Consider the following 24,661-nt stretch of genomic DNA (forward strand, 5'->3'; position numbering starts at 1 on the left):
GGAGGCGATCACCATCGCGCAGCACAATATTGCGCGTCGGGCATCGGCATTCAAGGGAAAGCCGGGTGATACGGCCCGATGCATGTTTCCTTTAACCATTCCGACTTGAGGAAACATGCGGCAGTTCAAGGCGTTACAGCGCCCTTTGCGCGTCTGATAAGGCGCGCGGCGCTTGAGAAGCGCGTGAAGAGCTTGACCGCTCCTCTCCTTTACCCCATAGCCACCGCCAAGCAATCCGAGAAAGACAGGTTTTAGCCATGGGCTTCAAATGCGGTATCGTCGGGCTGCCGAATGTCGGCAAGTCCACACTCTTCAATGCGCTCACCAAGACCGCGGCAGCGCAAGCGGCAAACTATCCCTTCTGCACGATCGAGCCGAACACTGGTGAAGTCGCGGTTCCGGATCCGCGCATGCGCAAGCTCGCCGATGTCGCGAAGTCCAAGGAAATTATCCCGACGCGCATCTCCTTCGTCGACATCGCCGGCCTCGTGCGCGGCGCGTCCAAAGGCGAAGGGCTCGGCAACCAGTTCCTCGCCAATATTCGCGAAGTCGACGCCGTGGTCCATGTTCTGCGCTGCTTCGAGGACGACGACATCACCCACGTGGAAGGCCGCATCCACCCGGTAGCCGACGCCGAGACGATCGAAACCGAGCTGATGCTCGCCGATCTCGAGAGCCTGGAGCGGCGCACGGAGCAGACGCGCAAGCGCGCCGTTGGCAAGGACAAGGAGTCGATGGCGCAGCTTCCCGTGATGGAAGCCTCACTGAAGCTCTTGCAGGAAGGCAAGCCGGTGCGGACCCTGCTTTCGAAGCTCGATGCGGACGAACTGCGCATCCTCCAGGGCCTCAATCTCCTCACTTCCCATCCTGTGCTCTACGTTTGCAACGTCGCCGAAAGCGACGCCGCCACCGGCAATGAGCACACGCGGGCGGTCGCTGAAATGGCAAAAGCCCAGGGTGCGGAAACCGTTGTCATCTCGGCCGCGATCGAATCGGAGGTCGCACAGCTGCCCGAGGACGAAGCCAAGGAATTCCTTGCTGCGCTCGGCCTCGAGGAGGCCGGTCTCGACCGGCTGATCCGCGCCGGATACAAGCTGCTCGACCTCATCACTTATTTCACGGTCGGCCCGAAGGAAACGCGCGCCTGGACGATCCCGCGCGGCACCAGGGCGCCGCAGGCCGCCGGTGTCATCCATACAGATTTCGAGCGCGGCTTTATTCGCGCGAACACGATCGCCTATGATGACTATATTTCGCTCGGCGGCGAAACCGGCGCGAAGGAAGCCGGCAAGGCGCGCGACGAAGGCAAGGAATATGTCGTCCAGGACGGCGATGTCATCCATTTCCGCTTCAACACCTGACGCAGTGGCTATGCGGCACAGAGCCGTCCTTAAATTGTCTTCGATTTAAGGAAACATGGAGCAGAGCCGCATAGCAACACATCTCCGGCAGCGAGGGAGGCCGGCATGCTCTATTTCGAGGACTTCACGCCAGGTCGGCGCTTCGACTATCATCCGGTCGCCGTTGAGGCGCCCGACATCATCGCTTTTGCCAGCGAATTCGACCCGCAACCGATGCATCTGGATGTAGACGCCGGCAAGCGCAGTATTCTGGGCGGCCTTTCCGCCTCCGGCTGGCACACGAGCGCGATCGGTATGCGTATGATGATCGACGCCTTTCTCGGCAATTCCTCCTCTCAAGGCTCACCGGGCATCGACTTCATGGATTGGAAGAAGCCGGTGCTCGCTGGCGATGTGCTGGCCGGCTTCAGCCTGGTGCTCGGAGCCCGGCAGTCGAAGTCGAAACCTGACGTCGGCATCGTCAAGTTCCGCAACGAGATCAACAATCAGACCGGGGAAGCAATCGCGGTTTCGGAATGTTCCGTCCTTTTCCGCCGCCGGGACCGGGAGCAGCGGCAATGATGACGTTGGCGGAAATCTACGCAGCCGGCCGAAAAACCGTGATCGGCAGTCTGACATTCACGGCAGAGGACATCGTCCGCTTCGCGCGCAACTTCGACCCGCAGTCATTCCATCTCGACGCGGAAGAGGCCAAGCACTCGCTTTTCGGTGGGCTATGCGCGTCCGGTTGGCACACGAGCGCCGGCTGGATGCAATGTTTCGTGCGGTTCTGGAAGGATGAGATCCGGCGCCTGGCGGCCGAGGGGCTGCATGCGCCGAAACTAGGCCCCTCACCAGGCTTTCGCGAACTCAAGTGGCTGAAGCCGGTCTATGCCGGCGACACGGTGACCTACGCCGTCACTTTTCTCGAGGCGCGAACCGTCGCGTCGAGACCCGGATGGCGCATCAACACCATTCTCTGCGAAGGCGAGAACCAGCACGGCGAAACCGTCATCCAGTTCGAAAGCAAGGTGATCGAATTCACCTGAAGTTGAGGCGTTGCGCGCGTATCCGCTAGCTACCGCTTCAATGCCCTGCGAATTCGATCAGCGTGCGGACGTTGACGCCGAGGGCTTCGAGTTTCTTGCGCCCGCCGAGCTCTGGCAGATCGATGATGAAGCAGGCAGCCACGATATCCGCTCCCATCTGCTTCAGAAGCTTGACGGCGCCCTCGGCCGTCCCGCCGGTGGCGATGAGGTCATCGACCAGGATCACCCTCTCGCCCGGTTGGATCGCATCCCTGTGCATTTCCATCTCGTCCACGCCGTATTCGAGGCTGTAGGCGATACGGACGGTATCGTGCGGCAGCTTGCCCTTCTTTCGGATCGGCACGAATCCGGCCGAAAGCTGGTGGGCGATCGCGCCGCCCAAAATGAACCCGCGCGCCTCGATGCCCGCGATCTTCTCGATTTTGGTTCCGGCATAGGGGTGGACGAGCTCGTCGATCGCCCGGCGGAAAGCCTTCGGATTGCCGAGCAATGTCGTGATGTCGCGAAACATGACGCCTGGCTTCGGGTAATCCGGAATGCTCCGGATGGCGGAAATCAGTTCCGATTGAACGGTCGCGGTCATGACGGAAAAACAGCCTCTGCGAGTCTCAGGGAAAGGCAAAGCCATAACATCAACGACGCGCATTTCTATAGAAATTTCTTCGCACTGCAGCCAGAAAGCTGAGCTTCCCGCAGCCATCCCGGCAGCCGGTGAAATCTCCCGCAGCAAGGCGGGAACAATTTGGCCCCGTCGGGTGTTGATGTTACGTTTATTTTTTGCGGAGCGCGCCGTTACCGGCGTGACCGCCGTCTTATCAGATGCGCAAAGGGCGCTGAGCACTTTGAATTGCCGCATGTTTTATCCTTAAGTCGGCTGCGATCTAAGGAAACATGCAGGAGAGCCAGCAGCAGAGGAAGGAGCAGTCCATGCGGTTGTTTGAATGCGGTTCGCTCGTCCCGGGTTGTGAATGGCACACCCGCGCCGACAATGATGCGGAAATCGTCCGTCGTGTTGTGGAACACATGCGCGTGACCCACGGCGAAACGACGATACGCGAGAACATGATCGACAACATCAAGGTTCGGATCGTCGACGAAAGCAAGGCGGCTTGACCGGAGTGGAGCAAGGCCGTCTTTGCCGCATTCGGTTCGAGCGCGCGGAGCGGCGTCCGTCCACGATGTCACTTGGTGTCTGATACCATCGATTCGAGCCGGGCTGCGAGCGCTGCCCGGGCGGGAGTGAAATTGCGCTCGATCCAGAAATTTTCGAGCTTGGACAGCACCTCGCCGACCTTGGGACCGGCCGGAACGCCCGCCCTCAGGACATCGGCTCCGGTTAGGGGAAAGACCGGACGCTGCCACTTCTCCGCACGCAACAGAAGCCGCTGAAACACGGCGGTTTCGCCAAGAAGCGACGGATCGTTTTCGGACCGGCGGCGCGAGGATGCCAGGGCAAGCCGCAGGCTCGTCGCGATCCCCTCGGCGCCGTGGCGGTAAAGCTGGCGATCGAGAGCTGCATCCGCGAGCGTCGCGGGTATCGTCGGAGCACTCGCAAACCGCGCGAAATAGACGGCCTCCGCCTTCGATAGACGCAGTCGTGCTGCCATGCCCTCAAGCCGTTCCGCATCCGGAGGCACGATCGCCGCCAACCTGAGCAGCGGATCCGGCTTCCAGGTAAAGGCCCTCTCGGCGGCAATCAGGCCTGGAACTGCATCGATGCCCCATTTTTCCGTCTCCGGCAGGACCTCGGTAAGCACGCCGGCCTGGCGCATCCACAGCAGTGCGCGGCCGGGATCATCGGCGGCGAGCAGTTTCTTCGTTTCGGACCAGACCCGTTCCGCCGAAAGCGTCGAGAGCTTTGCGCGCGCCTGCGCGCAGGCTCTCAGCCCGTCCGCATCAGGCCGGCCGGCGCCGTAATAGGCGAAGAAACGGAAGAAGCGCAGGATGCGCAGATAGTCCTCCCGGACGCGCTCGGCCGCATTGCCGATAAAACGCAGCGTCCGGCTCTCAATGTCGGAAAGACCGCCGACATGGTCGATTACCTGGCCTTTGCTGTCCGCATAGAGGGCGTTGATGGTGAAGTCGCGGCGCTCGGCATCCGCTCGCCAGTCGGTCCCGAAGGCCACTTCGGCGCGGCGCCCGTCGGTCGCCACGTCGCGGCGCAGCGTCGTCACTTCATAGGGCGTTCCGTCGAGGACGAGGGTGACCGTGCCATGGTCGACGCCGGTTGGCACGACCTTGATACCCGCTGCCCTCGCCCGCTCAGCAACGTCCTCCGGCCTCCAAGTGGTCGCCATGTCGACATCGCCGGCAGGCAGGCCCATGAGGCTGTTGCGGATCGCGCCGCCGACAACGCGCACCTCACCGCCATCGGCGTTCAAAAGATCGAAAATGCGCCGGAGCGAGGGAGCCTGAAACCACGCCTCGGCGGCAACGGAAGTCATGCATAGAGCCTTTCATAGAGCATGCGGACGATCCCCGCCGTAATTCCCCAGATATTCCGTTCGCCATAGGGCATGCGATAGAATTGCCGTTCAGCACCCTGCCAATGGCTGCGTCCGCGCCCATGGTTGACAGGGTTCATCAGGAAAGAAAGCGGCACTTCGAACACGCTTTCCACCTCTTCCGGATTGGGCGCGAGTTCGAAGCCTGGCTGCACGACCGCGAGCACCGGCGTGATGCGGAAGCCCGACATGGCCATATAGTGCGGCAGACGGCCGATCGTCTCGACGAAACGGGGGTCGAGACCGATCTCCTCCTGCGCCTCGCGGAGCGCCGCAACTTCGATGGACTTGTCCTCGGGATCGACTACCCCGCCGGGAAAGGCGACCTGACCGGAGTGTTTGCGTAACGTCGAAGTCCGCTGGGTAAAGATCACGCTCGCGTCTTCGCCATCGTCGACGACCGGCACGAGCACGGCCGCGTCCTTCAAATGCAGGGCTTCGAGGTAGGGCACGATGCCAGGATTGAGCAGGAAATCGCCGTGATCGCGCCACGCCGTCTCAATCGGTCCGCCTGTCTGGGCGAGTGCCCTGCGGCGAAACTCGTCGGCGGAAAAGGGATGATTTGTCATTGCGACAGAGCTTCCAGCTCGGCCGCCGGCATGATCGGAAAGATCGCGCCGGACGATTTGACGCAGAACATGTCGACGCCTTCGATCTCGACGGTTTCGCCCAGTTCGACGATGTCATACATGACGGGCCTCGATACGAGCGCCTCAAGCCGCCCGCGGACATGAAGGTAGGGTTTCAGTTCGCGATTTTCGCCATGGATGACGAAGCGGAGGGGATGCTCCGGCCCGGCCTCCACCACATCGCCGACATTGGTGCGAAATGTCAGGACATTTCCGCCATCCCTGACAGTAACGCGCATTTCCACAGCGATAAACGGGGCATCGGCGATGCGGATGCCGACTTTCTCCACTGGCGTGACAAGGTAGGTCTTGCCGTCCTCGTCCTTGCGCAGGACGGTGGAAAACAGCCGGACGAGCGGCTGGCGACCGATCGGCGTTCCCATGTAGAACCACGTTCCATCGCCACGGATTTCCATGTCGATATCGCCGCAAAACGGCGGGTTCCAACGGTCGACCGGCGGTAATCCCCGCGCTTCGCCGCCCCTTTCGCCGGCGGCGCGGGCAATCAGCGCGGCAAGGCCGGCCGCGTCGCCCGTTTGCTGAATCTTGGCTTCTGCCATCGTTCCGTCCCGTTTGGTCCCGATCTTGCATCTGAAGCATAACGCGTTCAGACGAACGTGCGAGGGATGCTCCGGCCCTCCGGTTTTGGGCATTCCGTCCGAATCGACGAGCATGCGGGATGCACGGCGAGCGTCCTGCAAGCTCACGACATAGTGCGTTGGCGGCGGCTTGTCAGCCGTCCGCCAGGGTCTAAATTGAAAAATAAGGACTGAATATTAGGCAATGGCGATTCGGTTCAGCAGCGACGATCTGGGAGAATTGCGATGAGTGTTATGAAAAGCGCGACCGATGCGGCCGACGAGAAGGCAATCGTCGCGGCCGCGGAAGCCGCACTGGGTGAGATCGCGCTCATACGCGCCGAGGTCGGCAAGGTGATCTTCGGCCAGGAGAACGTGGTCGAGCAGACGCTGCTCGCCGTGCTGTCCGGCGGTCACGCGCTGCTCGTCGGCGTACCGGGTCTTGCCAAGACCAAGCTCGTCGCCACGCTCGGTACCGTTCTCGGGCTCGACAACAGCCGTATCCAGTTCACGCCCGACCTGATGCCTTCCGACATTCTGGGCTCAGAAGTGATGGACCAGGATGCCGCGGGCTATCGGTCGTTTCGTTTCGTCCCCGGCCCAATCTTTACGCAGCTGCTGATGGCGGACGAGATCAACCGCGCCTCGCCGCGAACCCAGTCGGCGCTGCTGCAGGCCATGCAGGAATATCACATCACGGTCGCCGGCGCCCGCAAGGACCTGCCGCAGCCGTTTCATGTGCTCGCGACCCAGAACCCACTCGAGCAGGAGGGAACCTACCCCCTGCCAGAGGCACAGCTCGACCGATTCCTGATGCAGGTCGATGTCGGCTACCCCGAGCTTGCCGCCGAACGGCAAATCCTGCTGGAGACGACCGGCGTCATTGAAGCCGAAGCGCGGCCGGTGATCGACGCCCAGCGCCTCCTGCAGATCCAGAGTCTGATCCGGCAGATGCCGGTCGGCGAGAAGGTGGTCGATGCCATCCTGTCGCTCGTCCGCTCCGCCCGCCCCGGCAACGGCAACTCCACGACCGACAAGAATGTCGCCTGGGGGCCGGGTCCGCGAGCGGGCCAGGCTCTGATGCTGTGCGCCCGGGCGCGCGCCCTCTATGACGGCCGGCTGGCGCCCTCCGCCGACGATATCCTTGCCCTTGCCGAACCGGTGCTGCAGCACCGTATGGCGCTCACCTTCGCCGCCCGTGCGGAAGGCATGACCGTCCGCGACGTTATCGCCGGCCTGGTGAAACGAGCCAAGGGTTAATATATGGCCTCCATCGGGCACATAGTCGCGCGTACCCCTTCCGGCGAAGTCCTGTCGCGCGCCCAACAGCGCGCAATGCTCGTTCCGGACTGCCTTGTCGAAGCGCGCAGGATCGCCAACACGGTGATCTCCGGCTGGCATGGCCGGCGCAAGCGCGGTATCGGCGAAAATTTCTGGCAGTTCCGCCCCTATAGCGAAGGCGAAAGCCTGTCTCGGATCGACTGGCGCCGGTCCGCCCGCGACGATCATACCTATGTCCGAGACCGCGAATGGGAGGCAGCCCATACGATCTGGCTTTGGGCCGACCTTTCGCCCTCGATGATGTACAAGTCGACGCTCGGTGCGGTCTCCAAGGAAAGCCGTGCACTCGTGCTGATGCTGGCGCTTGCCGAAATTCTCGCCCGCTCCGGCGAACGGATCGGTTGCCCCGGCGTCATGGAACCGGTCTCGGCGCGCAACGCCGCCGAACGATTGGCAACTGCGATCATGCTGAGCTCGCTCGCGGAGGGCCTGCCCGAGACCGGCATGATCCGCAACGCCAGCGATCTGGTGCTGATCGGCGATTTCCTCGATCCCGCCGACAAGGTAATGGAGCGTCTTGCACCGCTCGCACGCCGCGGTTTCCGTGGACATATGGTCGAGATCGCCGATCCTGCGGAGGAGGTCTTCCCCTATGCCGGGCGAACCGAATTCACCGACCCGGAAACCGGCGAAAAGCTGACCGCCGGACGCGCCGAGATTCTGCAGGAGGATTATCAGCGCGCCTATCTTGCCCGCCGCGACAGCCTGGGCTCGAGCCTCAGACATCTCGGCTGGACCTTCATCCCGCATAGGACCGACCGCCCCGCGTCCGAGGCGCTGGTTGCCGTGCATATGTATCTATCCGGAATGCCTGGGCGGGCAACGCACGGAGGTTTGCTATGATCGGCGGCCTTTCCTTCGTCTTCGCCAATCCTGCCATGCTGGCCGCGCTTGTCGCGCTGCCGGTGATCTGGTGGCTTTTGCGGATGACGCCGCCGCGACCGGCGGCCGAGGTCTTTCCGCCGCTGCGCATCCTCGCCTCGGTTCTGAAGCGCGAGGAGACCCCGTCGAAGAGCCCCTGGTGGCTGACGCTTCTCAGGATGCTGATGGCGGCCGCCGTCATTTTCGCGATCGCCGATCCGGTCTTCAATCCGCGCAGCAACACGCTCGCGTCCTCCGGCCCGCTCGCGCTTCTGATCGACAACAGCTGGGCGACCGCACCCGATTGGGAGAGGCGGGTCGAGGCTGCCTCGGCCCTGATCGACGACGCGGAGACGAGAGACCTTGCCGTCTCAATCGTCTTCACTGGCGACCGACAGCACAATGCAACGCCGGGATCGGCGGCATCGGCGCGCAACCGTCTGGCTGCCGCATCGCCCGAACCGCTTCCGGCCGATCGCCGCTCCGCGATCGCTGCCATGCGGACGGCTTTCAAAGACGCTGCACCCGGCACGCTCGCCTTCGTCACGGACGGCATCGAAGCAGCGGACGGCAAGACGATGGAGGCGCTCGCAGGAATGGGCGCCGCGAACCTCCGGGTGATCGAGGCCGATGGCAGTCAAGCGATAGCGCTCACCAACAGCAGCAACGAAAACGCGGGCATGTCGGTGACGGCGAGCCGATTGAAAACCGATGATCGCCGTTCCGTGTCGATCGTCGCTTACGACACGCGTGGTCGCGCCATCGCCGACGGCGCGATCGACTTCGCGCCCGGTGAAGCGGTTGCGAAGGGAACGATCGCCGCGCCTTTTGAACTGCGCAACGATTTCGCCCGCATCGGCATCGAAGGCGCCGCGACCGCCGGCGCTGTCCATCTGCTCGACGATGGGTTCCGCCGCCGTCGAGTCGCTCTCTTGAGCGGCGAGGCTCGCGATCTTTCCCAGCCGCTGCTGTCGCCGCTCTACTACATCAACCGGGCGCTGGCCCCCTATGCCGATCTCGTCGAACCGCGCGAGACCGATCTTGCCGTTGCCATTCCAGAACTTCTCGAACAACGGCCTTCGGTCCTGATCATGGCCGATATCGGCCGTCTGCCGGAAGAGATGTATCCGCTCATGAAGAAGTGGATCGACAATGGCGGTACGCTGATCCGCTTTGCCGGGCCGCGGCTTGCGGCGGCACCGGCCGACGATCCGCTCGTGCCCGTGACGCTGCGGCAGGGCGAGCGGGCGCTTGGCGGCGCACTTACCTGGTCGGAGCCGCAGCCCCTCGCCGACTATCCCGCCAACGGCCCCTTTGCCGGAATGCCACGTCCTACCGACATTCTCGTCAAGCGGCAGGTCCTGGCCGAACCCACGGCTGACCTGGCCGAGCGGACCTGGGCGAACCTCGCCGATGGTACGCCGCTGGTGACGACGGCTGCTCAGGGGTCGGGACGCATCATCCTCTTCCATGTCAGCGCCGAGGCGACCTGGTCGAATCTGCCGATTTCGGGTCATTTCGTCGAAATGCTCCGCCGTAGCGTGCAGCTCGCGCGGAGCGGCGGCGTCGCGAGCGAAGGCAAGGCGCAGGCACAGACGCTGGCGCCCTACCGGCTGCTGAACGCCGACGGCGTCCTTGTTGCCGAAACCGGCAATGCGCGGCCACTCAACGTCGCTCCTGGCAAGGCGCCGCTTGCAACTCCGGAAAACCCGCCGGGGCTCTATGGATCCGAAGACGGTTTCACGGCGTTGAACCTGCTCCCGCGCGACGCGGAACTCAAGCGGATCGACATGGTGGCAGCAGGCCCGCACACCTCAGAACGGCTGACCGGCGAGGAAAGCTGGTCGCTGAAGCCTGCGCTCTTGACGCTGGCGCTGCTCCTGCTCCTTGCCGATGCCGTAATCGTTCTCTTCATGGGCGGAGCCTTTTCGCGGATTCGCATGGCGAGGACCGCGGCCACAATGCTTTTCATGCTGTGCGGCACCCTTGCCCTCCTGCCGCCGCCGGCACTTGCGGAAGATGCGCGTCCGGATGACCAACGTATCCTCGAACGCCTCGATACGACCCATCTTGCCTATGTCGTCACCGGAGAAGACGACGTCGATCGTCTCTCCGAACGCGGTCTCACCGGTCTCACCGATTTCCTGACCTATCGCACGACGCTCGAGCCGGGCGCGCCCGTCGGGCTGGACATTTCCAAGGACGAACTCAGCCTCTATCCGATCATCTATTGGCCGGTCTCCGCCAATGCGCCAATGCCGAGCCCGCAGGCGGTAAGTCGCATCGACGCCTATATGCGTGCAGGCGGCACGGTGCTCTTCGACACCCGCGACCAGTTCTCCTCATTAGGCGCCTCGTCGAACGGGACGAGCCCGAACACCGAACGGCTGCAGGCGATTCTGGCCAATCTCGACATTCCGCCGCTGGAGCCCGTTCCGGCCGACCATGTGCTGACCAAGGCCTTCTATCTGCTGACGAATTTTCCGGGGCGCTACACCGGCAGTCCTCTCTGGATCGAGGCGCAACTCGACAACCGCGAAGAGCCTAGCGACCGCCCGGCCCGGTCCGGGGACGGCGTCACGCCGATCATGATCACCGGCAACGACTTTGCCGGTGCCTGGGCCGTGGATACGAATGGCGTTGCGCTCTTGCCGACGGTTCCGCCAGACGAGATGCAGCGCGAATACGCCTTCCGCTCCGGCGTCAACATCATGATGTATATGCTGACTGGCAACTACAAGGCCGACCAGGTGCACGTGCCCGCCCTGCTCGAGCGGCTCGGTCAGTGAGGACCGTTCGATGACCGTCGACTTTGCACCATTTCTTCCCTGGCCCTATCTCGCGGCGCTGATCCTTGCGGCGGTCGCGCTCGCCGCGCTCGGCCTGTGGCGTGGCGTTCGCGGTGCCTGGCTGAGAACGGCAGCGCTGGCGGCGTTCTGCCTGGCGATCAGCAACCCATCGGTTTTCCAGGAGGAGCGCGAGCCGCTTTCGACCATCGTTGCCGTCGTCGTCGACCGCAGCCAGAGTCAGAACAATGGCAACCGCCGCGAACAGACGGACCATGCGCTTGCCGGCCTCAAGGATCGCCTCTCCCGCTTTCCACAGATCGAGACCCGCATCGTCGAGGCTGCGGATAGCGCCGAAACCGAGGCGCCTTCGACGAAGCTCTTCGGCGCATTGTCGACAGCGCTCGCCGACGTACCACCGGCGCGGGTCGGCGGCGCCGTCTTCATCACCGATGGACAAATTCACGACGTTCCCGACGTCAATCAGAAGCTCGGCTTCGATGCGCCGATCCATGGCCTGATCACCGGCAAACCGAGCGAATTCGATCGGCGTATCGAAATCGTCAGCGCACCACGCTTCGGCATCGTTGGCGAACAGCAGAAGATGACCTTCCGCGTCGTCGATGACGGCGCAGCCCCCGGCGGTGGTGCCGAAGTGACGATCCGCCTCAACGGCAACGAGATCGCGACCGAGCGTGCCGAGCCGGGCACCGACGTGCCCTTCAGTTTCACCGTGCCGCGCGGCGGCAACAACATCCTCGAATTCGCTGTGAACCCGCTCGCCGGCGAAGTGACGGAGGTCAACAACCGCGCCGTCCACGTGCTCGACGGCATCCGCGAGAACCTGCGCGTGCTTCTCGTTTCCGGCGAGCCGCATGCGGGCGAGCGCGCCTGGCGCAATCTTCTGAAGTCCGACGCGGCGGTCGATCTCGTCCATTTCACCATTCTGCGTCCTCCGGAAAAGCAGGATGGCACCCCGATCAACGAACTTTCGCTGATCGCCTTTCCGACGCGCGAGCTCTTCGTCGACAAGATCAGCGAGTTCGATCTGATCATCTTCGACCGCTACCAGCATCGCGGCGTGCTGCCGATCCTCTACTACGACAACATTGCGCAATATGTGCAGAACGGCGGCGCCTTGTTGATCGCCGCAGGCCCGGAACACGCCGGCGATGACTCGATTGCCGCCACGCCTCTTTCAGCGGTTCTGCCCGCGACCCCCACCGGCGTCATGAATGAAAAGGCGTTCTTCCCCCGCCTCTCGGAGGAGGGAAAGAAGCATCCTGTCACGCGCGGTCTCGAAGGCGCGTCGAGCGAGCCGCCGGGCTGGGGCCGTTGGTTCCGCACCGTCGACGTGGACCGCCCGCTCGGGCAGACGGTGATGGAAGCGGCCGACGGAAAGCCGTTGCTCGTGCTCAACCGCGTCGGCAAGGGGCGTGTCGCGATGCTTTTGTCCGACCAGGGCTGGCTGTGGGCACGCGGCATTGAAGGCGGCGGACCTCATGTTTCGCTTTATCGGCGCACGGCCCACTGGCTAATGCAGGAACCGGCGCTTGAGGAAGAGGCACTGACGGCACGCGCCTCCGGCCGTACGCTGGAAATTACCAGGCAGACGATCGAAGGCGATCCCGGGCAGGCGACGCTCACCTATCCATCGGGCAAGACCGACGAGATCACTCTGACCGAGCGCGAACCGGGCCTCTACAAGGCCGAAGTCAAAACGACGGAAACCGGCCTCTTCGAGGTGGCCAACGACGAGCTCACGACCCTCGTCCATGTCGGCAATGTCGATGCACCGGAATTCAAGGCGGCAATCTCCACGGAGGAAAAGCTCCGTCCTTGGGCGGAAAAAACCAAGGGGCTCGTGCGGCGGCTGGCGGATGCTGACGGCCCGGTCGATCTTCCCTCGATCCTGCCGGTGCGTGGCGCGGTCCGGGTGGCCGACGGCGAGCGCCTTTCGCTGCGCATGACGGACGAGACGGTGCTGAAGGGCATCAACTCTCTGTCCCTGTTCGGCGGTCTCTTCGGGCTCGCCGCCCTGCTCTTCCTGATCTCGTCCATGTGGTATCGCGAGGGCCGGTGACCCGCGACGAGATCACCATTGCGGATCTCCGTACCGTGCCGCACTTTGCGGCGGACGTCGTCGATCGCGTCTGGCGGGCCTGGTGGAAGCCGAGAGGATTCCCGCTGAAGCATATTGCCAACTTGGTCAGAGACAATCTCGGAGCGGGGCCTCTGCCCTCCGCCATCGTTGCTCACCGCGGTCCGACCTTCATGGGCACGGCCTCAGTCATCGCTTCCGACATGGAGGAGCGGCCCCACCTCACGCCCTGGGTCGCAGCCGTTTGGGTGGACCAAGCGTTCCGGCGGCAGGGCATCGGCGGCACCATCGTCGGCCATGCCGCGCGCGCCGCCTTCGCAGCGGGAGCCGACACCGTGTACCTTTGTGCAGTACCAACGAAAAGGCCTTTCTACCAAAGGCTTGGCTGGTCGCTGCATGAGCAGGATGCGGGAGACCACGGGCTCGACGTTTTCACACTCAAAGCGACCTGACTGCGCACCATTGAAGTGCTTCACATCAGGCGGCTGCACCCTCGGCCCGGGCTTCTACGGCCTGTCCGGGCACGGGCGCAACGCTGTCGTCCCGCCAGCAGATCACGCCGCTGAGCCGCGCGTGGACATCCGCAGCCATCGGCACCACCAGGACCCTGGCCGGATCGACAGGCCCCGGAAATTCGAGTGCTCCATAATGCACCTTCTCGAAACCGAGCGGCTGGTAATAGGACGGATCGCCGACGAGGATCACCGCCTCGGAGCCTTTCCGTCGCGCAGCCTCGACGGCAATCCGCACGAGCTCGCGACCAATGCCCCGGTTCTTGTGCGAGGGCCGCACGGCGAGCGGGCCGAGCAGGTGTCCCCTCACCGGCCCGGCCATGACCGGTGTCATCCGCACGGAGGCGATCGCCTCGCCGTCGTCGGTGCAAATGAAGGACAGCGAACGGTCATGGGGACCCTGCTCGCGAATGCGCGCGGCCGCGCGCACGAACCGGCCAGGACCAAATGCTTCTTCGTTGATAATTTCGATTGCTGCGTCGTGTGACGCGTCTTCAGTCAGATAGACGATGTCGTGCTTTTTCATGGATGTCGGGAACCAAGCGTGCGAACGGACAATAGGGGATGGCGCGCCCCGAAAGGGCGTTGGCAGCATCAGCGTCGTCGCAGGCTTCCCGACTGGATCATCGTTACGATCGTTCCGAACACGAAAAAATGCCTGATCGCGATAGCAGAAAATTGCCGCCTGTCAAAGCCCAAAACGCAGTGTTCAGAATTTGACACCTATCACCGCCCCGTTGCTGCGTTATCTATTGAGGGCAAGAGAAAACATGAAGGAGCTAGTGCATGGGCAGGCTGGTCAACGGAGTCTGGCAGGACGTCTGGTACGACACCAAGACGACGAAGGGCCATTTCAAGCGCAGCGAGTCGCAGTTTCGCAACTGGATCACTGCTGACGGATCGCCGGGGCCCTCCGGCGAAGGCGGCTTCGCGGCCGAGCAGGACCGCTACCATCTCTATGTCTCGCTCGCCTGCCCCTGGGCGCATCGGACGCTGACCTTCCGCAAGCTCAAGAAGCTTGAGGACATCATTTCGGTCTCGATCGTCGATCCCCTGATGCTGTCCAACGGTTGGGAGTTCAAGGGCGTAAACGGCGGCACCGTGGACCATCTCTTCGGTTTCGAGGCGCTTTGGCAGATTTATGTGCGCGCCGACCCCGGCTATTCCGGCCGCGTGACGGTGCCCGTGCTTTGGGACAAGAAGAAGAACACCATCGTCTCGAACGAATCGGCCGAAATCATCCGCATGTTCAACTCGGCCTTCGATCATCTTACCGGCTCGACCGAGGATTTCTGCCCCGCGGACCTGCGCGGCGAAATCGACGCCCTTAACGCCCGCGTTTATGACGCTGTGAACAACGGCGTCTACAAAGCCGGGTTCGCCACCGGCCAGCAGGCCTATGACGAGAGCGTCAAGGCCCTGTTCGCCATGTTGGACGAGCTGGAAGGCCGTCTCGCATCGCAGCGTTATCTTATGGGAGATCGGATCACCGAGGCCGACTGGCGCCTGTTCACGACGCTGGTGCGGTTCGACCCTGTGTATGTCGGCCACTTCAAATGCAACATCCGGCGCATTGCCGACTACCCGAACCTTTATGGATACCTGCGCGACCTCTACCAGGTCCCGGGCGTCGCCGAGACCGTGAACATGCGCCATATCAAGGAGCACTATTATCGCAGCCACACGATGATCAATCCGACGGGTGTCGTGCCGGCAGGCCCGGCGGTCGACCTTGCGACGCCGCACGGTCGCGACCGCCTCGATCACGCGGCACATTCAAACGAAGGCGTGAGGCGCGTTGCTGCCGGCACCCGATGACGCTACCAAAACGTGTCCGGCGCCTCCCTTCCAGCAACCTCGGCAATCCGCCGGTGCGTCGCGGCGGTCGTGTCCTCGGGCAGTTCGTCGAGCGCAAAGAAGCCGGCGGCGGCTATCTCCAGGTCGGGAACCTTCGGCTGTTGCTGGCGGACATTGTCGCAACGAAAGAAGATGACGTGATCGCGCTTGCTGGTGCCCCGGTTATAATAGACCTGCACCAGCAGCGGCGGTGACGTCAGTTCCAGATTGCCTTCTTCCCTGAGTTCGCGGGCGAGCCCCTCCACCGCCGTCTCATGGCGATCAAGGCCGCCGCCCGGCAGGTGCCAGCCGGGAAGATAGGAATGCCTGACGAGGAAGATCCGCCCTTCGCCGTCAAAGCAGGCGGCGCGCACCCCAAGCGTCATCCCGCGCGAGAGCGCAAAATAGGCATGCGCGAACCGCGTCAGCAGCCGCATTCTCCAGTTAGGCATTTCCGCCGGTCGCTGCTGCTTCAAACACGTCTCCTCGTGGCGGCGGCTTTCACCCGAAATCGTTACAATCTGGTGATTCCACTCCGATGGAATATGCGCTAGACGGTGGCGATGTTCAAACTCGCGCATATTTCGGACGTTCATCTCGGACCCCTGCCGGATCTGTCCCTGAGGGAACTTGCCTCCAAGCGGATCACCGGTTTCGTCAACTGGCACAGGAACCGAGCCCGCCATCTCTTTCCCGGCACATTGGACTGCCTGATGGCCGATATCCAGAGACGCAATCCGAACCATCTGGCGATCACCGGCGACCTCGTGAATCTCGCCTCGTCGCTGGAGATCGAGGCAGTGACGGCATGGCTTTCCGTGGCGGGCGACGCCAAGGACATCTCCGTCGTACCGGGCAACCACGACGCCTATGTTCCGGGTGCTTACGAGAAGACGACACGCGCCTGGTATCCCTACATGCGCAGCGATGAAGGTCCGCTCGGCTGGATCCGAGACCATCATTGCTTTCCCTATGTGCGTGTGCGCGGCCCCGTGGCAATCATCGGCTGCTCGACCGCCGTGGCCACGCCGCCATTTGCCGCCAGCGGCTACTTCGGTCAGCGACAGGCGCGCGCGACCGTCGACCTGCTGCAGGCAGCGGGCGAGGCTGGCCTCTTCCGAGTCGTGCTGATCCATCATCCGCCGATCCGTGGCGCGACCTCGATGCACAAACGCATGATCGGCATTCGCCGTTTTGCAGCGACCATCTCGTCCGGGGGCGCCGAACTGGTGCTGCATGGCCACACCCATCTCAACACGGTTTATTACCTCAAGGGACAGACCGCGCCGGTCCCGGTCGTCGGCATTGCCTCGGCATCGCAAGGGCCCGGGGGGAGCAAGCCGGCGGCCGCCTACAATCTCTTCTCGATAGCGGGCGAGCCGGGCAATTGGCAACTCAGCCGCGAGCGCTATACGCTCAATGCCGACGCTACCGGCGTCGAACTCGCCGAAACCACCCGTTTCTAGAGCGGGATGAGGAAAAGTGTGTGCGGTTTTCCTGCCGCATCCCGCGTCTCAACTTATTAGAATCGATCACGTTCATGATTTTAGGTCGATCCGACCTAAGATCATTGTGATCTAGGCTGGCCCGCCCATAACGTCGACGGCCTTCCAAGAAAATTCCGCTGGCGACGAATAAATTGCCATACCCATGCGTCATATTGCGGTTCGGGTTGGGCAGCCGGCGCGACGCGCGTGTGTCGGTCAAGTTGCCGGCCGAGCTGCGTGACGTTCCAGGGAGACAGGCACGATGTTCCGGAAGACGACTTTCTTTGTCCTCACTGCATTCATGGCTTCGGTCGCGGGCCAGTCGGCCATGGCCGTCGGCGACACCAGCGAACCGCCGCGTAAGACCAAGACGAGCACCCAATGCAAGAACGGCAAGATCTGGGATACGCGCAAGGGCCAGTGCGTCAACGCGAAGAAAAGCGGCCTCAGCGACGACGTCCTGTTCGAAGCCGCGCGCGAACTTGCCTATGCCGGCCAGTACGACAATGCAATCAAGGTGCTCGAAGCCGTAAGCGATCAACGCAGCGCCCGCGTGCTCAACTATCTCGGTTACGCCAATCGCAAGGCCGGGCGCATGGAACTCGGCATGCAATACTACAAACGCGCGCTTCAGGCCGACGAGAACTACATTCTCGCCCGGTCCTATCTCGGCCAGGCACTGGTCGAGCAAGGCCGCATCGAGGAGGCCAAGGTGCAGCTCGTCGAAATTCGTGATCGTGGCGGCGAAAACACTTGGGCCTACAGGGCCCTGCTACAGTCGCTCGGCGGCATCCGTCACCATTACTGACACGGCGGTCGAAGACGGCCAGCTCTACTGCATGTTTCCTTAAATCGTACTCGATTTAAGGATGAAAACATGCAGCAAGTCAAAGTGCCACAGCGCTGTAGTCGAGCAGCACAACCTTCTCCGCCGCGGCCGGCCGTGGGCGCGAGCAATGGGAAACTCACGCCGGAACGCAAAAACCTGTTTCCGTTCCGGCTCTTCCCTTGCAGACTTCGGATCAAATGTTTCATATCATTGGGTAGTGCTTTTCGCACCGCGAATAGATGCCCGATCCGGTACGTCTCATTGGAAGAGCAATGCGCCCAGCGGCAGAGACGAAAGACTTCAGACGGGATTTGGTCAGCCTGCTGCCCAAATTGCGCCGCTTTGCGCTGACGCTGACACGCAGCGCCAATGATGCCGATGACCTCGTTCAGGAGGCTTGCGAGCGGGCCATCGCGCGCAGCCACCTGTGGAACGGGGAAGGCCAGCTGGAGAGCTGGGTCTACGCCATGACACGCAATCTCTGGGTCGATGAAGTCCGCAAGCGCAAGGTCCGCGCCGGCGGCGGAGCGGTCGACATTTTCGACCAGAGCGAGCTGCGTGTGGAAGCCGTTGCCGAAAAGGCGGTCTATGCCAACCAACTGCAGAAGATGATCCTGTCCATGCCGGAAGGTCTCGCCAGCGTCTTCCTGCTCATCAATGTCGAAGGGCACAGCTACCGCGAGACCGCAGACATCCTCGGCGTTCCGATCGGTACCGTGATGAGCAGGTTGTCCACCGCCCGCCTGCGGCTTGCCGCCATGCTGACCGAGAATACCGAAAGGAGGGCGTGACCTTGCAGCAGACAACAGGTCAAGCGCTTGAAGTTCGGCTGTCCGCCTATATCGACGGCGAGCTCGGCGACGCCGAGAGAGCCGAACTCGATGCTTTGCTGGCCCGTGACGAGGACGCCAAGATCATGCTCGAGAAGCTGAAGGCCGGCAGCGCGTTTGGCAACAAGGCCTTCGAGGACTTTCTCCATGACCCGGTGCCGCTGGCGCTGGTGCGCCAGATCAAGCAGGGACCCGGCATCAGTCCGCGATCCGAGCGCGTCGCGACGGCGAACCTGCCGGCGCGGACGGTCCGCGTCTGGCCGCGGGCCCTCGCCGCTGCCATGGCGTTATTGCTCCTCGGCGGTGCTGCGGGTTTCCTCGCCGGCAGCGCGCACTACGTCGCCGAGCCCGAAAGCGCCGCCTCCGCGCGCCCCTGGATCGATGAGATCGTGGACTATCACCGCATCTATTCCCGGCAGAAGGAACACCTCGTCGAGGCACCGGCGTCGGACGGTCCGAAGATCGAGACCTGGCTCGCCTCCAGTGTCGGCGTCGGTTTCAAGACCCCGGATCTCGCAAGCAGGGGGCTCACCTTCGAGGGTGCAAGACTGTTGGTGGTTGAAGGCAAGCCCGTCGGCCAGCTCGTCTATCGCGATCGCGAGGGCGACATCTACGCGATCTGCTTCCTCAAGGTTGGCGACAAGTCGCAAGCCGATCACTTCCGCGAGGATATCCGCGACAATCTCGGGCTGGTCTCCTGGCAGAAAGGCGACGCATCCCTGGTGCTCATCGGCCCGTCCGCCGACGCCGGGCTCCGCGAGCTCGCAGAAACCGTAGCGGCGAGCATCTGATCGAACCGGAACTGCGCGTCAGGCGCATCGCCGTGTCACGGGACACCCCTGCCCTATAAGGAAAAGCCGCGCGGTCCACAGCACCGGCGCGGCTTTTCTCTACAATGGGCCGATGTCGGCGTTCCTTACACCGCCTTCATCTCCAGCACGCGATTGGCAGCCGAGACAATCGCCTCCAGCGAGGCTGCGACGATATTGGTGTTGATGCCAACGCCGAACAGCGTGCCGCCAGGATACTCGACCTCGACATAGGCAATGGCCGCGGCATTCGAGCCATGCTGCAGCGAATGCTCCGAATAGTCGGCCACCGAAAGCTCGATGCCGAGGTAGATCGACAGCGCATTGATGAAGCCGTCGATCGGGCCGGTGCCCTTGCCCTCGATCCGCTTGGCCTCGCCCTTGTCGGTGATATCCGCGGCAACGACACGCAGGCCCTTGTGCTCGCCGACCGGATAGGTGTGGTGGTCGACGAATTTCAGCCGCGCGTCGGGTTGTTCCACGTAACGCTCAAGGAAACGGGCATGAATGCGCTTCGACGGCAGTTCCTTGCCCTCTACGTCGGTGATGCGCTGGATGTCCTCGCGGAACTCGACCTGCAGGTTGCGCGGCAGGTTGATGCCGTAGTCTTCCTGAAGGATATAGGCGATGCCGCCCTTGCCGGACTGGGAATTGATCCGGATGATCGCCTCGTAGCTGCGGCCGACGTCGCGTGGGTCGATCGGCAAGTAAGGCACCTCCCAGAGCGGCTTGTTGGCCTGCTTGATCGCCTTCATGCCCTTGTTGATCGCGTCCTGGTGCGATCCGGAGAAAGCCGTATAGACGAGTTCGCCGACGTAAGGGTGGCGCTCGGGAATGACCATCTGGTTCGAATATTCGTAGACTTCCTTGATCCGCTCGATATCCGAGCAGTCGAGCGTGGGGTCCACCCCTTGTGTGAACATGTTCAACGCCAGCGTCACCACATCGACGTTGCCAGTGCGCTCGCCATTGCCGAAGAGCGTTCCCTCGACGCGGTCGGCGCCGGCCATGAGGCCCAGCTCGGTTGCGGCGATGCCGGTGCCGCGGTCGTTGTGCGGGTGCAGCGAGATGATCAGGTTCTCGCGGTTGTCGAGATTGCGGCACATCCACTCGATCTGGTCGGCATAGATGTTCGGGGTCGCCATCTCGACGGTCGAGGGCAGATTGATGATCAGCTTGTTGTCCGGCGTCGGCCTGACGATTTCGGTGACGGCGTTGCAGATCTCCAGCGCCACTTCGAGCTCGGTGCCCGTAAAGCTTTCCGGCGAATATTCGAAGCGATAGCCGCCGCCGGCCTTCGCCGCCATGTCGGTGATCATCTTGGCAGCATCGGTCGCGATCTGCTTGATGCCGGCGACGTCCTTGCCGAACACCACGCGACGCTGCAACTCGCTGGTCGAGTTGTAGAAATGAACGATCGGCCGATGCGCGCCGCGGAGTGCCTCGAACGTGCGGGTGATCAGTTCCGGCCGGCATTGCACCAGCACCTGCAAGGACACGTCGGTGGGGACACTGCCCTCCTCCACGCACCAGCGTGCGAAGTCGAAATCGGTCTGCGAGGCAGACGGGAAGCCTATCTCGATTTCCTTGAAGCCCATGTCGACCAGCAGATGGAACATGCGCGCCTTGCGGTCGTGCCCCATCGGATCGACCAGCGCCTGGTTTCCGTCGCGCAGGTCCACCGAGCACCAGATCGGCGCTTGCGTGATGGTCTTAGACGGCCACGTCCGGTCCGTCAGCGCGATCTGCGGGTAAGGCTGATATTTCGCCGCCGCCTCGGGCATGCCGGACTTGATGGAATGCGATTTCAGAATCATTGCAGCTTCTCTTCGTCACTGGAGCGTGGCTTGCCACATGCAATAGCCGATCGTCGAAAACATTGCGATGGCTACGCCGTGCGGGCCGCGCCTTTTGTTTCAGCTCTCTTGGGATTCGAGGAGCATCTGCCGGCTAGGCTTTTCGGCCGCCGGGCGCTCCTCAGCGAACCCGGCAACCGCGAATAAGGCCGAGAAGAAGAAGCGATGCGAAGGCGCGAGACGGCGCACGATTGTCATCGTGTCCGGGGAAGATCGTTGCGATCTTATGTGCGCTCGCGCTGGTCATGCGAAAGCCTATACACGGCCTGCCGAAACAGGGCAAGTGCGATGGCGCCAATATCGCGCCGAAGCGGTTGCACCCGCGGAAGCGAGAGCGATGCAAAGAAAAGGCACCGGCGCGCGGCCGGTGCCTTTCAATGTGATTTGCTGCCGACCGTCAGACGTCGGCGATCGACGTGATGATGCGCGAAACGAGGCCGTAGGACTTCGCCTCCTCGGCAGAAAGCCAGTAGTCGCGGTCGGTATCCTTGGCGATCTTCTCGACCGGCTGGCCGGTTGCTTCGGAGTAGATCTTGTTCAGGCGCTCGTTCATCTTGAGGATTTCACGTGCCTGGATCTCGATATCGGAGGCCATGCCGCGTGTGCCGCCGGACGGTTGGTGCAGCAGGAAGCGCGTGTTCGGCAGGCAAAGGCGCCGTTCCTTCGGCGGACCGACATAGATCAGGGCGCCGGCGGAGGCGACCCAGCCGGTACCGATCGTCCAGACCTTCGGCTTCACGAACTTGATCATGTCGTGAATGCTGTCGCCGGACTCGACGTGGCCACCGGGAGAATTGACGAAAATGCGGATATCGTCGTCGCTGGCGGAAGCGAGCGCCACCAGTTGCGAGCAAACCTTCTGCGCCAATTCCTGCGTGATCGTCCCGTAGATGAAAATCGAACGCGACTTGAAAAGGTTCGCCTCCGTTTCCTTGCCGAGCGGCAATTCGGTCTTCTTTTCTTCCTGTTCGTCGTCGTTCCGCATTCTTCGGACTCCTCATGAAATGTCTACAAAGTGAGATAATGCGACTCGACAGCGAAGACAATGCAAAGAGGCGATCGAAGGCGGTATCGAATTGTAGGCGCTGCCGCCATGGTAAATGTTGGAGCCGGAAACGCGGTTTGGATGGCGCGCGAAAGGCCAATAATATCAGTGCGTCATGAAAGCAGCGCAGGGCACCGGCTCGCCTTCCAGCCAGACCGACCCCGACCATTTTTTGAGGAAATCCGAAATGCCGGTAATCCGCTCCGCTGTGCCGCACGAGCTGGAAGCTCTTGCTCAGATTGGTCTATCCGCGTGGTGCAGGGGAATAAAGCCGCTTGTTCCGGCGCGCGTTGCGGCAAAGATCGAGCGCCGCAACCCGTTCCTTCCGTTCCTCAGGGAGTTGGGGTCGCGTGTGTTGATCGCCGAAATCGGTGGGGAACCGGCCGGTCTCGGCGCTTGCGCGAAGACGATACAATCAGCGATATTTGGGTAGCCCCCGCCTTTGAAGGACGGGGCGCCGGAACGGCCCTCATAACGGCGCTTGAAGCGCAAATCGCTGAGCGGGGACGCACCCAGGCGCAGATCCAGGTGGCTGCAGCAAACGACCGAGCCCTCCGACTCTATCACAACCTTGGATATCGACAGCTTTGGCGGAAGGTTGCTTTCGATCCCGTGCTGGAGACCGATCTGGAGAAGATCGGCCTGTCGAAGCCCCTCTACTGCATGTCTCCTTAAATCGACGTCGATTTAAGGAGACATGCAGAAATTCAAAGTGCTACAGCGACCTTTGCGCGTCTGATAAGACGCGCGGCGCTGTAGTGAATCAACCCCGCCCGCGATAGGTCGGCACACCCTGATCCGGCAGCCAGGTGCCCTCCGGCGGCTTGCCCGTCTGCCAGAAGACATCGATCGGAATGCCGCCGCGCGGATACCAATAGGCGCCGATCCTCAGCCACTTCGGCGAAAGCAGCGACACCAGCCTCTTGGCGATGTCGATGGTGCAATCCTCGTGGAAAGCGCCATGGTTGCGGAAGGAGTGCAGAAAGAGCTTGAGCGACTTCGACTCCACGAGCCAGCCATCCGGCACATAGTCGATGACGATATGGGCGAAATCCGGCTGTCCCGTCATCGGACAAAGCGAAGTAAACTCCGGTGCCGTGAAGCGGACGACGAAATCCGTGCCGGCATAGCTGCTCGGCACCCTTTCCAGCACCGCCTCATCCGGGCTCTGCGGCAGGTCAACCTTGGTGCCTAGTTGTGAAAGTCCCGATACGTCCGTTTTTGTCATTTCCTTACTGCTCCACTAGATCACGACCATTTGGGTCGGTACGACCCAAATCCTGGCCGTGATCGATTCTAAATAGTAACAGCGGGATGCGGGCGGAAAACCGCATACGCTTTTCCTCATCCCGATCTGGTCTTCACGCGCACACCGTGCGCCTTCTCGCCTTCCGGCTCGACATGAATGGCTATTCTCGCGCCCGGATGAACGACGCGGATTGCGTCCTCGATCCGGTCGCAAATGTCATGGGCGTCGCCGACGGGCATCGCTTCGGGCACGACCATGTGGAAATCCACGAAAATCGCCGGACCAGCCTGCCGTGTCTTCAGATCGTGAACGCCGAGAGAGCCGCCGGCATTTGCCGCGATCGCCTGCTTGATCGCCTCCTCCTCCTCCGCCGGCACGGCCCTGTCCATCAGTCCGTCGACCGAACGCGAGATGACCTTCCAGCCCTGGAACAGGATGTTGCCGGCGACGATCACCGCCAGCAACGGATCGAGGATGGCGTATCCGGTGGCAATGGCAAGAAGAAGGCCGACGAGCACGCCGGCCGACGTTACGACGTCGGAGAGAATGTGGTGTCCGTCGGCGCTCAGCGCCGGCGAGCGATAACGGGCACCGGCGCGGATCAGCACATAAGCCCAGATCGCGTTGATGACACTGGCGGCAAAATTGATCGCAAGACCGAGCGCCGGTGCGCTCAGCAACTCTGGCGCCATCATCTCCGGCACCGCCTCCCACATGATGAGAAGAGCCGCCACGACGATCAATACGCCTTCGATGACGGCGGAAAAATACTCCGCCTTGTGGTGCCCGAACGGGTGGGTCGCATCCGCCGGCTTTGCGGCATAGCCAATCATCGCGTAGGCGATCACTGCGGCAATCACGTTCACGATGGATTCCAGCCCGTCGGAAAGCAGCGCAACCGAACCGGTCACCCACCAGGCGAGCATCTTCAGCCCCATGACACCGATGGAAAGCGGCATGCCCCAAAAGGCCAGCCTCAGGATTGTTCTGCTATCGGACGCGGTCATCTTCATTCCTCG

General features: G+C 62.5%; 25 protein-coding genes and 1 pseudogene. 16 read left to right on the forward strand and 10 right to left on the reverse strand.

The window, feature by feature from the left end; all coding sequences use genetic code 11:
* Positions 1-257: 257 nt before the first annotated feature.
* The 3 genes from ychF to RB548_RS13450 all read left to right on the forward strand — a co-directional run bounded on the left by ychF (position 258) and on the right by RB548_RS13450 (position 2,389).
* A complete protein-coding gene (gene ychF, locus RB548_RS13440; RefSeq protein WP_331371792.1) occupies positions 258-1,361 on the forward strand; it encodes a redox-regulated ATPase YchF in 1,104 nt (367 codons plus the stop codon).
* A 105-nt stretch (positions 1,362-1,466) separates the two neighbouring features.
* A complete protein-coding gene (locus RB548_RS13445) occupies positions 1,467-1,922 on the forward strand; it encodes a MaoC family dehydratase (protein WP_331371793.1) in 456 nt (151 codons plus the stop codon).
* The gene (locus RB548_RS13450) at positions 1,919-2,389 is read left to right on the forward strand and encodes a MaoC family dehydratase (protein WP_136506428.1); all 471 of its coding nucleotides are present in this window, start codon (positions 1,919-1,921) and stop codon (positions 2,387-2,389) included. Before RB548_RS13445 ends, RB548_RS13450 begins: the two co-directional genes overlap by 4 nt.
* Before the next feature lie 37 nt (positions 2,390-2,426).
* Here the strand turns inward: RB548_RS13450 and RB548_RS13455 are convergent, their stop codons facing one another.
* Entirely contained in the window at positions 2,427-2,972 is a 546-nt protein-coding gene (locus RB548_RS13455) for an adenine phosphoribosyltransferase (protein WP_331371794.1), read from the reverse strand.
* On the opposite strand from RB548_RS13455, the gene RB548_RS13460 reads away from it, so the two are divergent.
* Positions 2,971-3,258: a hypothetical protein gene (locus RB548_RS13460; protein ID WP_331371795.1), complete on the forward strand. Its 288-nt coding sequence runs from the start codon at positions 2,971-2,973 to the stop codon at positions 3,256-3,258. The genes RB548_RS13455 and RB548_RS13460 overlap by 2 nt on opposite strands.
* A 58-nt stretch (positions 3,259-3,316) precedes the next feature.
* Positions 3,317-3,502 (forward strand): DUF1059 domain-containing protein, encoded by a 186-nt coding sequence (locus tag RB548_RS13465; RefSeq protein WP_173509582.1) that lies wholly within the window; start codon positions 3,317-3,319, stop codon positions 3,500-3,502.
* A gap of 68 nt (positions 3,503-3,570) precedes the next feature.
* On the opposite strand, the gene RB548_RS13470 is transcribed toward RB548_RS13465, so the two are convergent.
* From RB548_RS13470 to RB548_RS13480, 3 genes are read right to left on the reverse strand one after another with little or no spacing between them, the layout of a single operon-like run.
* Positions 3,571-4,833 (reverse strand): CCA tRNA nucleotidyltransferase, encoded by a 1,263-nt coding sequence (locus RB548_RS13470; RefSeq protein ID WP_331371796.1) that lies wholly within the window; start codon positions 4,831-4,833, stop codon positions 3,571-3,573.
* Complete coding sequence (locus RB548_RS13475; protein WP_331371797.1) at positions 4,830-5,462, reverse strand: CoA pyrophosphatase; 633 nt, start codon at positions 5,460-5,462, stop codon at positions 4,830-4,832. The genes RB548_RS13470 and RB548_RS13475 overlap by 4 nt, the downstream gene beginning before the upstream one ends.
* Positions 5,459-6,082, reverse strand: a complete 624-nt coding sequence (locus RB548_RS13480; protein WP_331371798.1) for a DUF1285 domain-containing protein — start codon at positions 6,080-6,082, stop codon at positions 5,459-5,461. The genes RB548_RS13475 and RB548_RS13480 overlap by 4 nt, the downstream gene beginning before the upstream one ends.
* 264 nt (positions 6,083-6,346) lie before the next feature.
* On the opposite strand from RB548_RS13480, the gene RB548_RS13485 reads away from it, so the two are divergent.
* From RB548_RS13485 to RB548_RS13505, 5 genes are read left to right on the forward strand one after another with little or no spacing between them, the layout of a single operon-like run.
* The gene (locus tag RB548_RS13485; protein ID WP_331371799.1) at positions 6,347-7,360 is read left to right on the forward strand and encodes an AAA family ATPase; all 1,014 of its coding nucleotides are present in this window, start codon (positions 6,347-6,349) and stop codon (positions 7,358-7,360) included.
* A 3-nt stretch (positions 7,361-7,363) separates the two neighbouring features.
* Entirely contained in the window at positions 7,364-8,284 is a 921-nt protein-coding gene (locus RB548_RS13490; protein WP_331371800.1) for a DUF58 domain-containing protein, read from the forward strand.
* Positions 8,281-11,091: a DUF4159 domain-containing protein gene (locus tag RB548_RS13495; RefSeq protein WP_331371801.1), complete on the forward strand. Its 2,811-nt coding sequence runs from the start codon at positions 8,281-8,283 to the stop codon at positions 11,089-11,091. The genes RB548_RS13490 and RB548_RS13495 overlap by 4 nt, the downstream gene beginning before the upstream one ends.
* A gap of 10 nt (positions 11,092-11,101) precedes the next feature.
* Complete coding sequence (locus tag RB548_RS13500; RefSeq protein ID WP_331371802.1) at positions 11,102-13,171, forward strand: hypothetical protein; 2,070 nt, start codon at positions 11,102-11,104, stop codon at positions 13,169-13,171.
* On the forward strand, positions 13,168-13,641 hold the full coding sequence (locus RB548_RS13505; protein WP_331371803.1) for a GNAT family N-acetyltransferase: 474 nt from the start codon (positions 13,168-13,170) through the stop codon (positions 13,639-13,641). Before RB548_RS13500 ends, RB548_RS13505 begins: the two co-directional genes overlap by 4 nt.
* Before the next feature lie 25 nt (positions 13,642-13,666).
* Here RB548_RS13505 and RB548_RS13510 read toward each other — a convergent pair whose 3' ends face one another.
* Positions 13,667-14,227, reverse strand: a complete 561-nt coding sequence (locus RB548_RS13510) for a GNAT family N-acetyltransferase (RefSeq protein ID WP_331371804.1) — start codon at positions 14,225-14,227, stop codon at positions 13,667-13,669.
* A 260-nt stretch (positions 14,228-14,487) separates the two neighbouring features.
* On the opposite strand from RB548_RS13510, the gene RB548_RS13515 reads away from it, so the two are divergent.
* Positions 14,488-15,519, forward strand: coding sequence for a glutathione S-transferase family protein (locus tag RB548_RS13515; RefSeq protein WP_331371805.1), 1,032 nt, complete (start codon positions 14,488-14,490; stop codon positions 15,517-15,519).
* 2 nt (positions 15,520-15,521) lie between these two features.
* Here RB548_RS13515 and RB548_RS13520 read toward each other — a convergent pair whose 3' ends face one another.
* The gene (locus RB548_RS13520; RefSeq protein ID WP_331374966.1) at positions 15,522-15,989 is read right to left on the reverse strand and encodes an NUDIX domain-containing protein; all 468 of its coding nucleotides are present in this window, start codon (positions 15,987-15,989) and stop codon (positions 15,522-15,524) included.
* Positions 15,990-16,100: 111 nt separating this feature from the next.
* Between RB548_RS13520 and RB548_RS13525 the strand changes: the two genes are divergently transcribed.
* The 4 genes from RB548_RS13525 to RB548_RS13540 all read left to right on the forward strand — a co-directional run bounded on the left by RB548_RS13525 (position 16,101) and on the right by RB548_RS13540 (position 19,474).
* Positions 16,101-17,003, forward strand: a complete 903-nt coding sequence (locus tag RB548_RS13525; protein WP_331371806.1) for a metallophosphoesterase family protein — start codon at positions 16,101-16,103, stop codon at positions 17,001-17,003.
* A 283-nt stretch (positions 17,004-17,286) separates the two neighbouring features.
* Complete coding sequence (locus RB548_RS13530) at positions 17,287-17,832, forward strand: tetratricopeptide repeat protein (RefSeq protein ID WP_331371807.1); 546 nt, start codon at positions 17,287-17,289, stop codon at positions 17,830-17,832.
* A gap of 293 nt (positions 17,833-18,125) precedes the next feature.
* A complete protein-coding gene (locus tag RB548_RS13535) occupies positions 18,126-18,644 on the forward strand; it encodes an RNA polymerase sigma factor (RefSeq protein ID WP_331371808.1) in 519 nt (172 codons plus the stop codon).
* Positions 18,645-18,646: 2 nt separating this feature from the next.
* The gene (locus RB548_RS13540) at positions 18,647-19,474 is read left to right on the forward strand and encodes an anti-sigma factor family protein (protein WP_331371809.1); all 828 of its coding nucleotides are present in this window, start codon (positions 18,647-18,649) and stop codon (positions 19,472-19,474) included.
* A 125-nt stretch (positions 19,475-19,599) separates the two neighbouring features.
* On the opposite strand, the gene leuA is transcribed toward RB548_RS13540, so the two are convergent.
* Together leuA and RB548_RS13550 are read right to left on the reverse strand one after the other, a co-directional pair.
* Positions 19,600-21,309 (reverse strand): 2-isopropylmalate synthase, encoded by a 1,710-nt coding sequence (gene leuA / locus RB548_RS13545; RefSeq protein ID WP_331371810.1) that lies wholly within the window; start codon positions 21,307-21,309, stop codon positions 19,600-19,602.
* 436 nt (positions 21,310-21,745) lie between these two features.
* Positions 21,746-22,333: an ATP-dependent Clp protease proteolytic subunit gene (locus RB548_RS13550; RefSeq protein WP_331371811.1), complete on the reverse strand. Its 588-nt coding sequence runs from the start codon at positions 22,331-22,333 to the stop codon at positions 21,746-21,748.
* 247 nt (positions 22,334-22,580) lie between these two features.
* Between RB548_RS13550 and RB548_RS13555 the strand changes: the two are divergent.
* Positions 22,581-23,068: pseudogene (locus tag RB548_RS13555) on the forward strand (GNAT family N-acetyltransferase).
* 88 nt (positions 23,069-23,156) lie between these two features.
* Here the strand turns inward: RB548_RS13555 and queF are convergent.
* The gene (gene queF, locus RB548_RS13560; protein WP_331371812.1) at positions 23,157-23,621 is read right to left on the reverse strand and encodes a preQ(1) synthase; all 465 of its coding nucleotides are present in this window, start codon (positions 23,619-23,621) and stop codon (positions 23,157-23,159) included.
* Between the two features lie 116 nt (positions 23,622-23,737).
* Positions 23,738-24,649: a cation diffusion facilitator family transporter gene (locus tag RB548_RS13565; RefSeq protein ID WP_331371813.1), complete on the reverse strand. Its 912-nt coding sequence runs from the start codon at positions 24,647-24,649 to the stop codon at positions 23,738-23,740.
* Between the last annotated feature and the right edge of the window lie 12 nt (positions 24,650-24,661).

It is taken from the genome of Sinorhizobium chiapasense (assembly GCF_036488675.1).
Classification (GTDB): domain Bacteria; phylum Pseudomonadota; class Alphaproteobacteria; order Rhizobiales; family Rhizobiaceae; genus Sinorhizobium; species Sinorhizobium chiapasense.

What these genes read in the sequence shown, in the direction of transcription:
- ychF (WP_331371792.1), top strand. Translation starts at nt 258, where the DNA reads ATGGGCTTCAAATGCGGTATCGTCGGGCTGCCGAATGTCGGCAAGTCC.
- RB548_RS13445 (WP_331371793.1), top strand. Translation starts at nt 1,467, where the DNA reads ATGCTCTATTTCGAGGACTTCACGCCAGGTCGGCGCTTCGACTATCAT.
- RB548_RS13450 (WP_136506428.1), top strand. Translation starts at nt 1,919, where the DNA reads ATGATGACGTTGGCGGAAATCTACGCAGCCGGCCGAAAAACCGTGATC.
- RB548_RS13460 (WP_331371795.1), top strand. Translation starts at nt 2,971, where the DNA reads ATGACGGAAAAACAGCCTCTGCGAGTCTCAGGGAAAGGCAAAGCCATA.
- RB548_RS13455 (WP_331371794.1), bottom strand. Translation starts at nt 2,972, where the DNA reads ATGACCGCGACCGTTCAATCGGAACTGATTTCCGCCATCCGGAGCATT.
- RB548_RS13465 (WP_173509582.1), top strand. Translation starts at nt 3,317, where the DNA reads ATGCGGTTGTTTGAATGCGGTTCGCTCGTCCCGGGTTGTGAATGGCAC.
- RB548_RS13470 (WP_331371796.1), bottom strand. Translation starts at nt 4,833, where the DNA reads ATGACTTCCGTTGCCGCCGAGGCGTGGTTTCAGGCTCCCTCGCTCCGG.
- RB548_RS13475 (WP_331371797.1), bottom strand. Translation starts at nt 5,462, where the DNA reads ATGACAAATCATCCCTTTTCCGCCGACGAGTTTCGCCGCAGGGCACTC.
- RB548_RS13480 (WP_331371798.1), bottom strand. Translation starts at nt 6,082, where the DNA reads ATGGCAGAAGCCAAGATTCAGCAAACGGGCGACGCGGCCGGCCTTGCC.
- RB548_RS13485 (WP_331371799.1), top strand. Translation starts at nt 6,347, where the DNA reads ATGAGTGTTATGAAAAGCGCGACCGATGCGGCCGACGAGAAGGCAATC.
- RB548_RS13490 (WP_331371800.1), top strand. Translation starts at nt 7,364, where the DNA reads ATGGCCTCCATCGGGCACATAGTCGCGCGTACCCCTTCCGGCGAAGTC.
- RB548_RS13495 (WP_331371801.1), top strand. Translation starts at nt 8,281, where the DNA reads ATGATCGGCGGCCTTTCCTTCGTCTTCGCCAATCCTGCCATGCTGGCC.
- RB548_RS13500 (WP_331371802.1), top strand. Translation starts at nt 11,102, where the DNA reads ATGACCGTCGACTTTGCACCATTTCTTCCCTGGCCCTATCTCGCGGCG.
- RB548_RS13510 (WP_331371804.1), bottom strand. Translation starts at nt 14,227, where the DNA reads ATGAAAAAGCACGACATCGTCTATCTGACTGAAGACGCGTCACACGAC.
- RB548_RS13515 (WP_331371805.1), top strand. Translation starts at nt 14,488, where the DNA reads ATGGGCAGGCTGGTCAACGGAGTCTGGCAGGACGTCTGGTACGACACC.
- RB548_RS13520 (WP_331374966.1), bottom strand. Translation starts at nt 15,989, where the DNA reads ATGCCTAACTGGAGAATGCGGCTGCTGACGCGGTTCGCGCATGCCTAT.
- RB548_RS13525 (WP_331371806.1), top strand. Translation starts at nt 16,101, where the DNA reads ATGTTCAAACTCGCGCATATTTCGGACGTTCATCTCGGACCCCTGCCG.
- RB548_RS13530 (WP_331371807.1), top strand. Translation starts at nt 17,287, where the DNA reads ATGTTCCGGAAGACGACTTTCTTTGTCCTCACTGCATTCATGGCTTCG.
- RB548_RS13535 (WP_331371808.1), top strand. Translation starts at nt 18,126, where the DNA reads ATGCGCCCAGCGGCAGAGACGAAAGACTTCAGACGGGATTTGGTCAGC.
- leuA (WP_331371810.1), bottom strand. Translation starts at nt 21,309, where the DNA reads ATGATTCTGAAATCGCATTCCATCAAGTCCGGCATGCCCGAGGCGGCG.
- RB548_RS13550 (WP_331371811.1), bottom strand. Translation starts at nt 22,333, where the DNA reads ATGCGGAACGACGACGAACAGGAAGAAAAGAAGACCGAATTGCCGCTC.
- queF (WP_331371812.1), bottom strand. Translation starts at nt 23,621, where the DNA reads ATGACAAAAACGGACGTATCGGGACTTTCACAACTAGGCACCAAGGTT.
- RB548_RS13565 (WP_331371813.1), bottom strand. Translation starts at nt 24,649, where the DNA reads ATGACCGCGTCCGATAGCAGAACAATCCTGAGGCTGGCCTTTTGGGGC.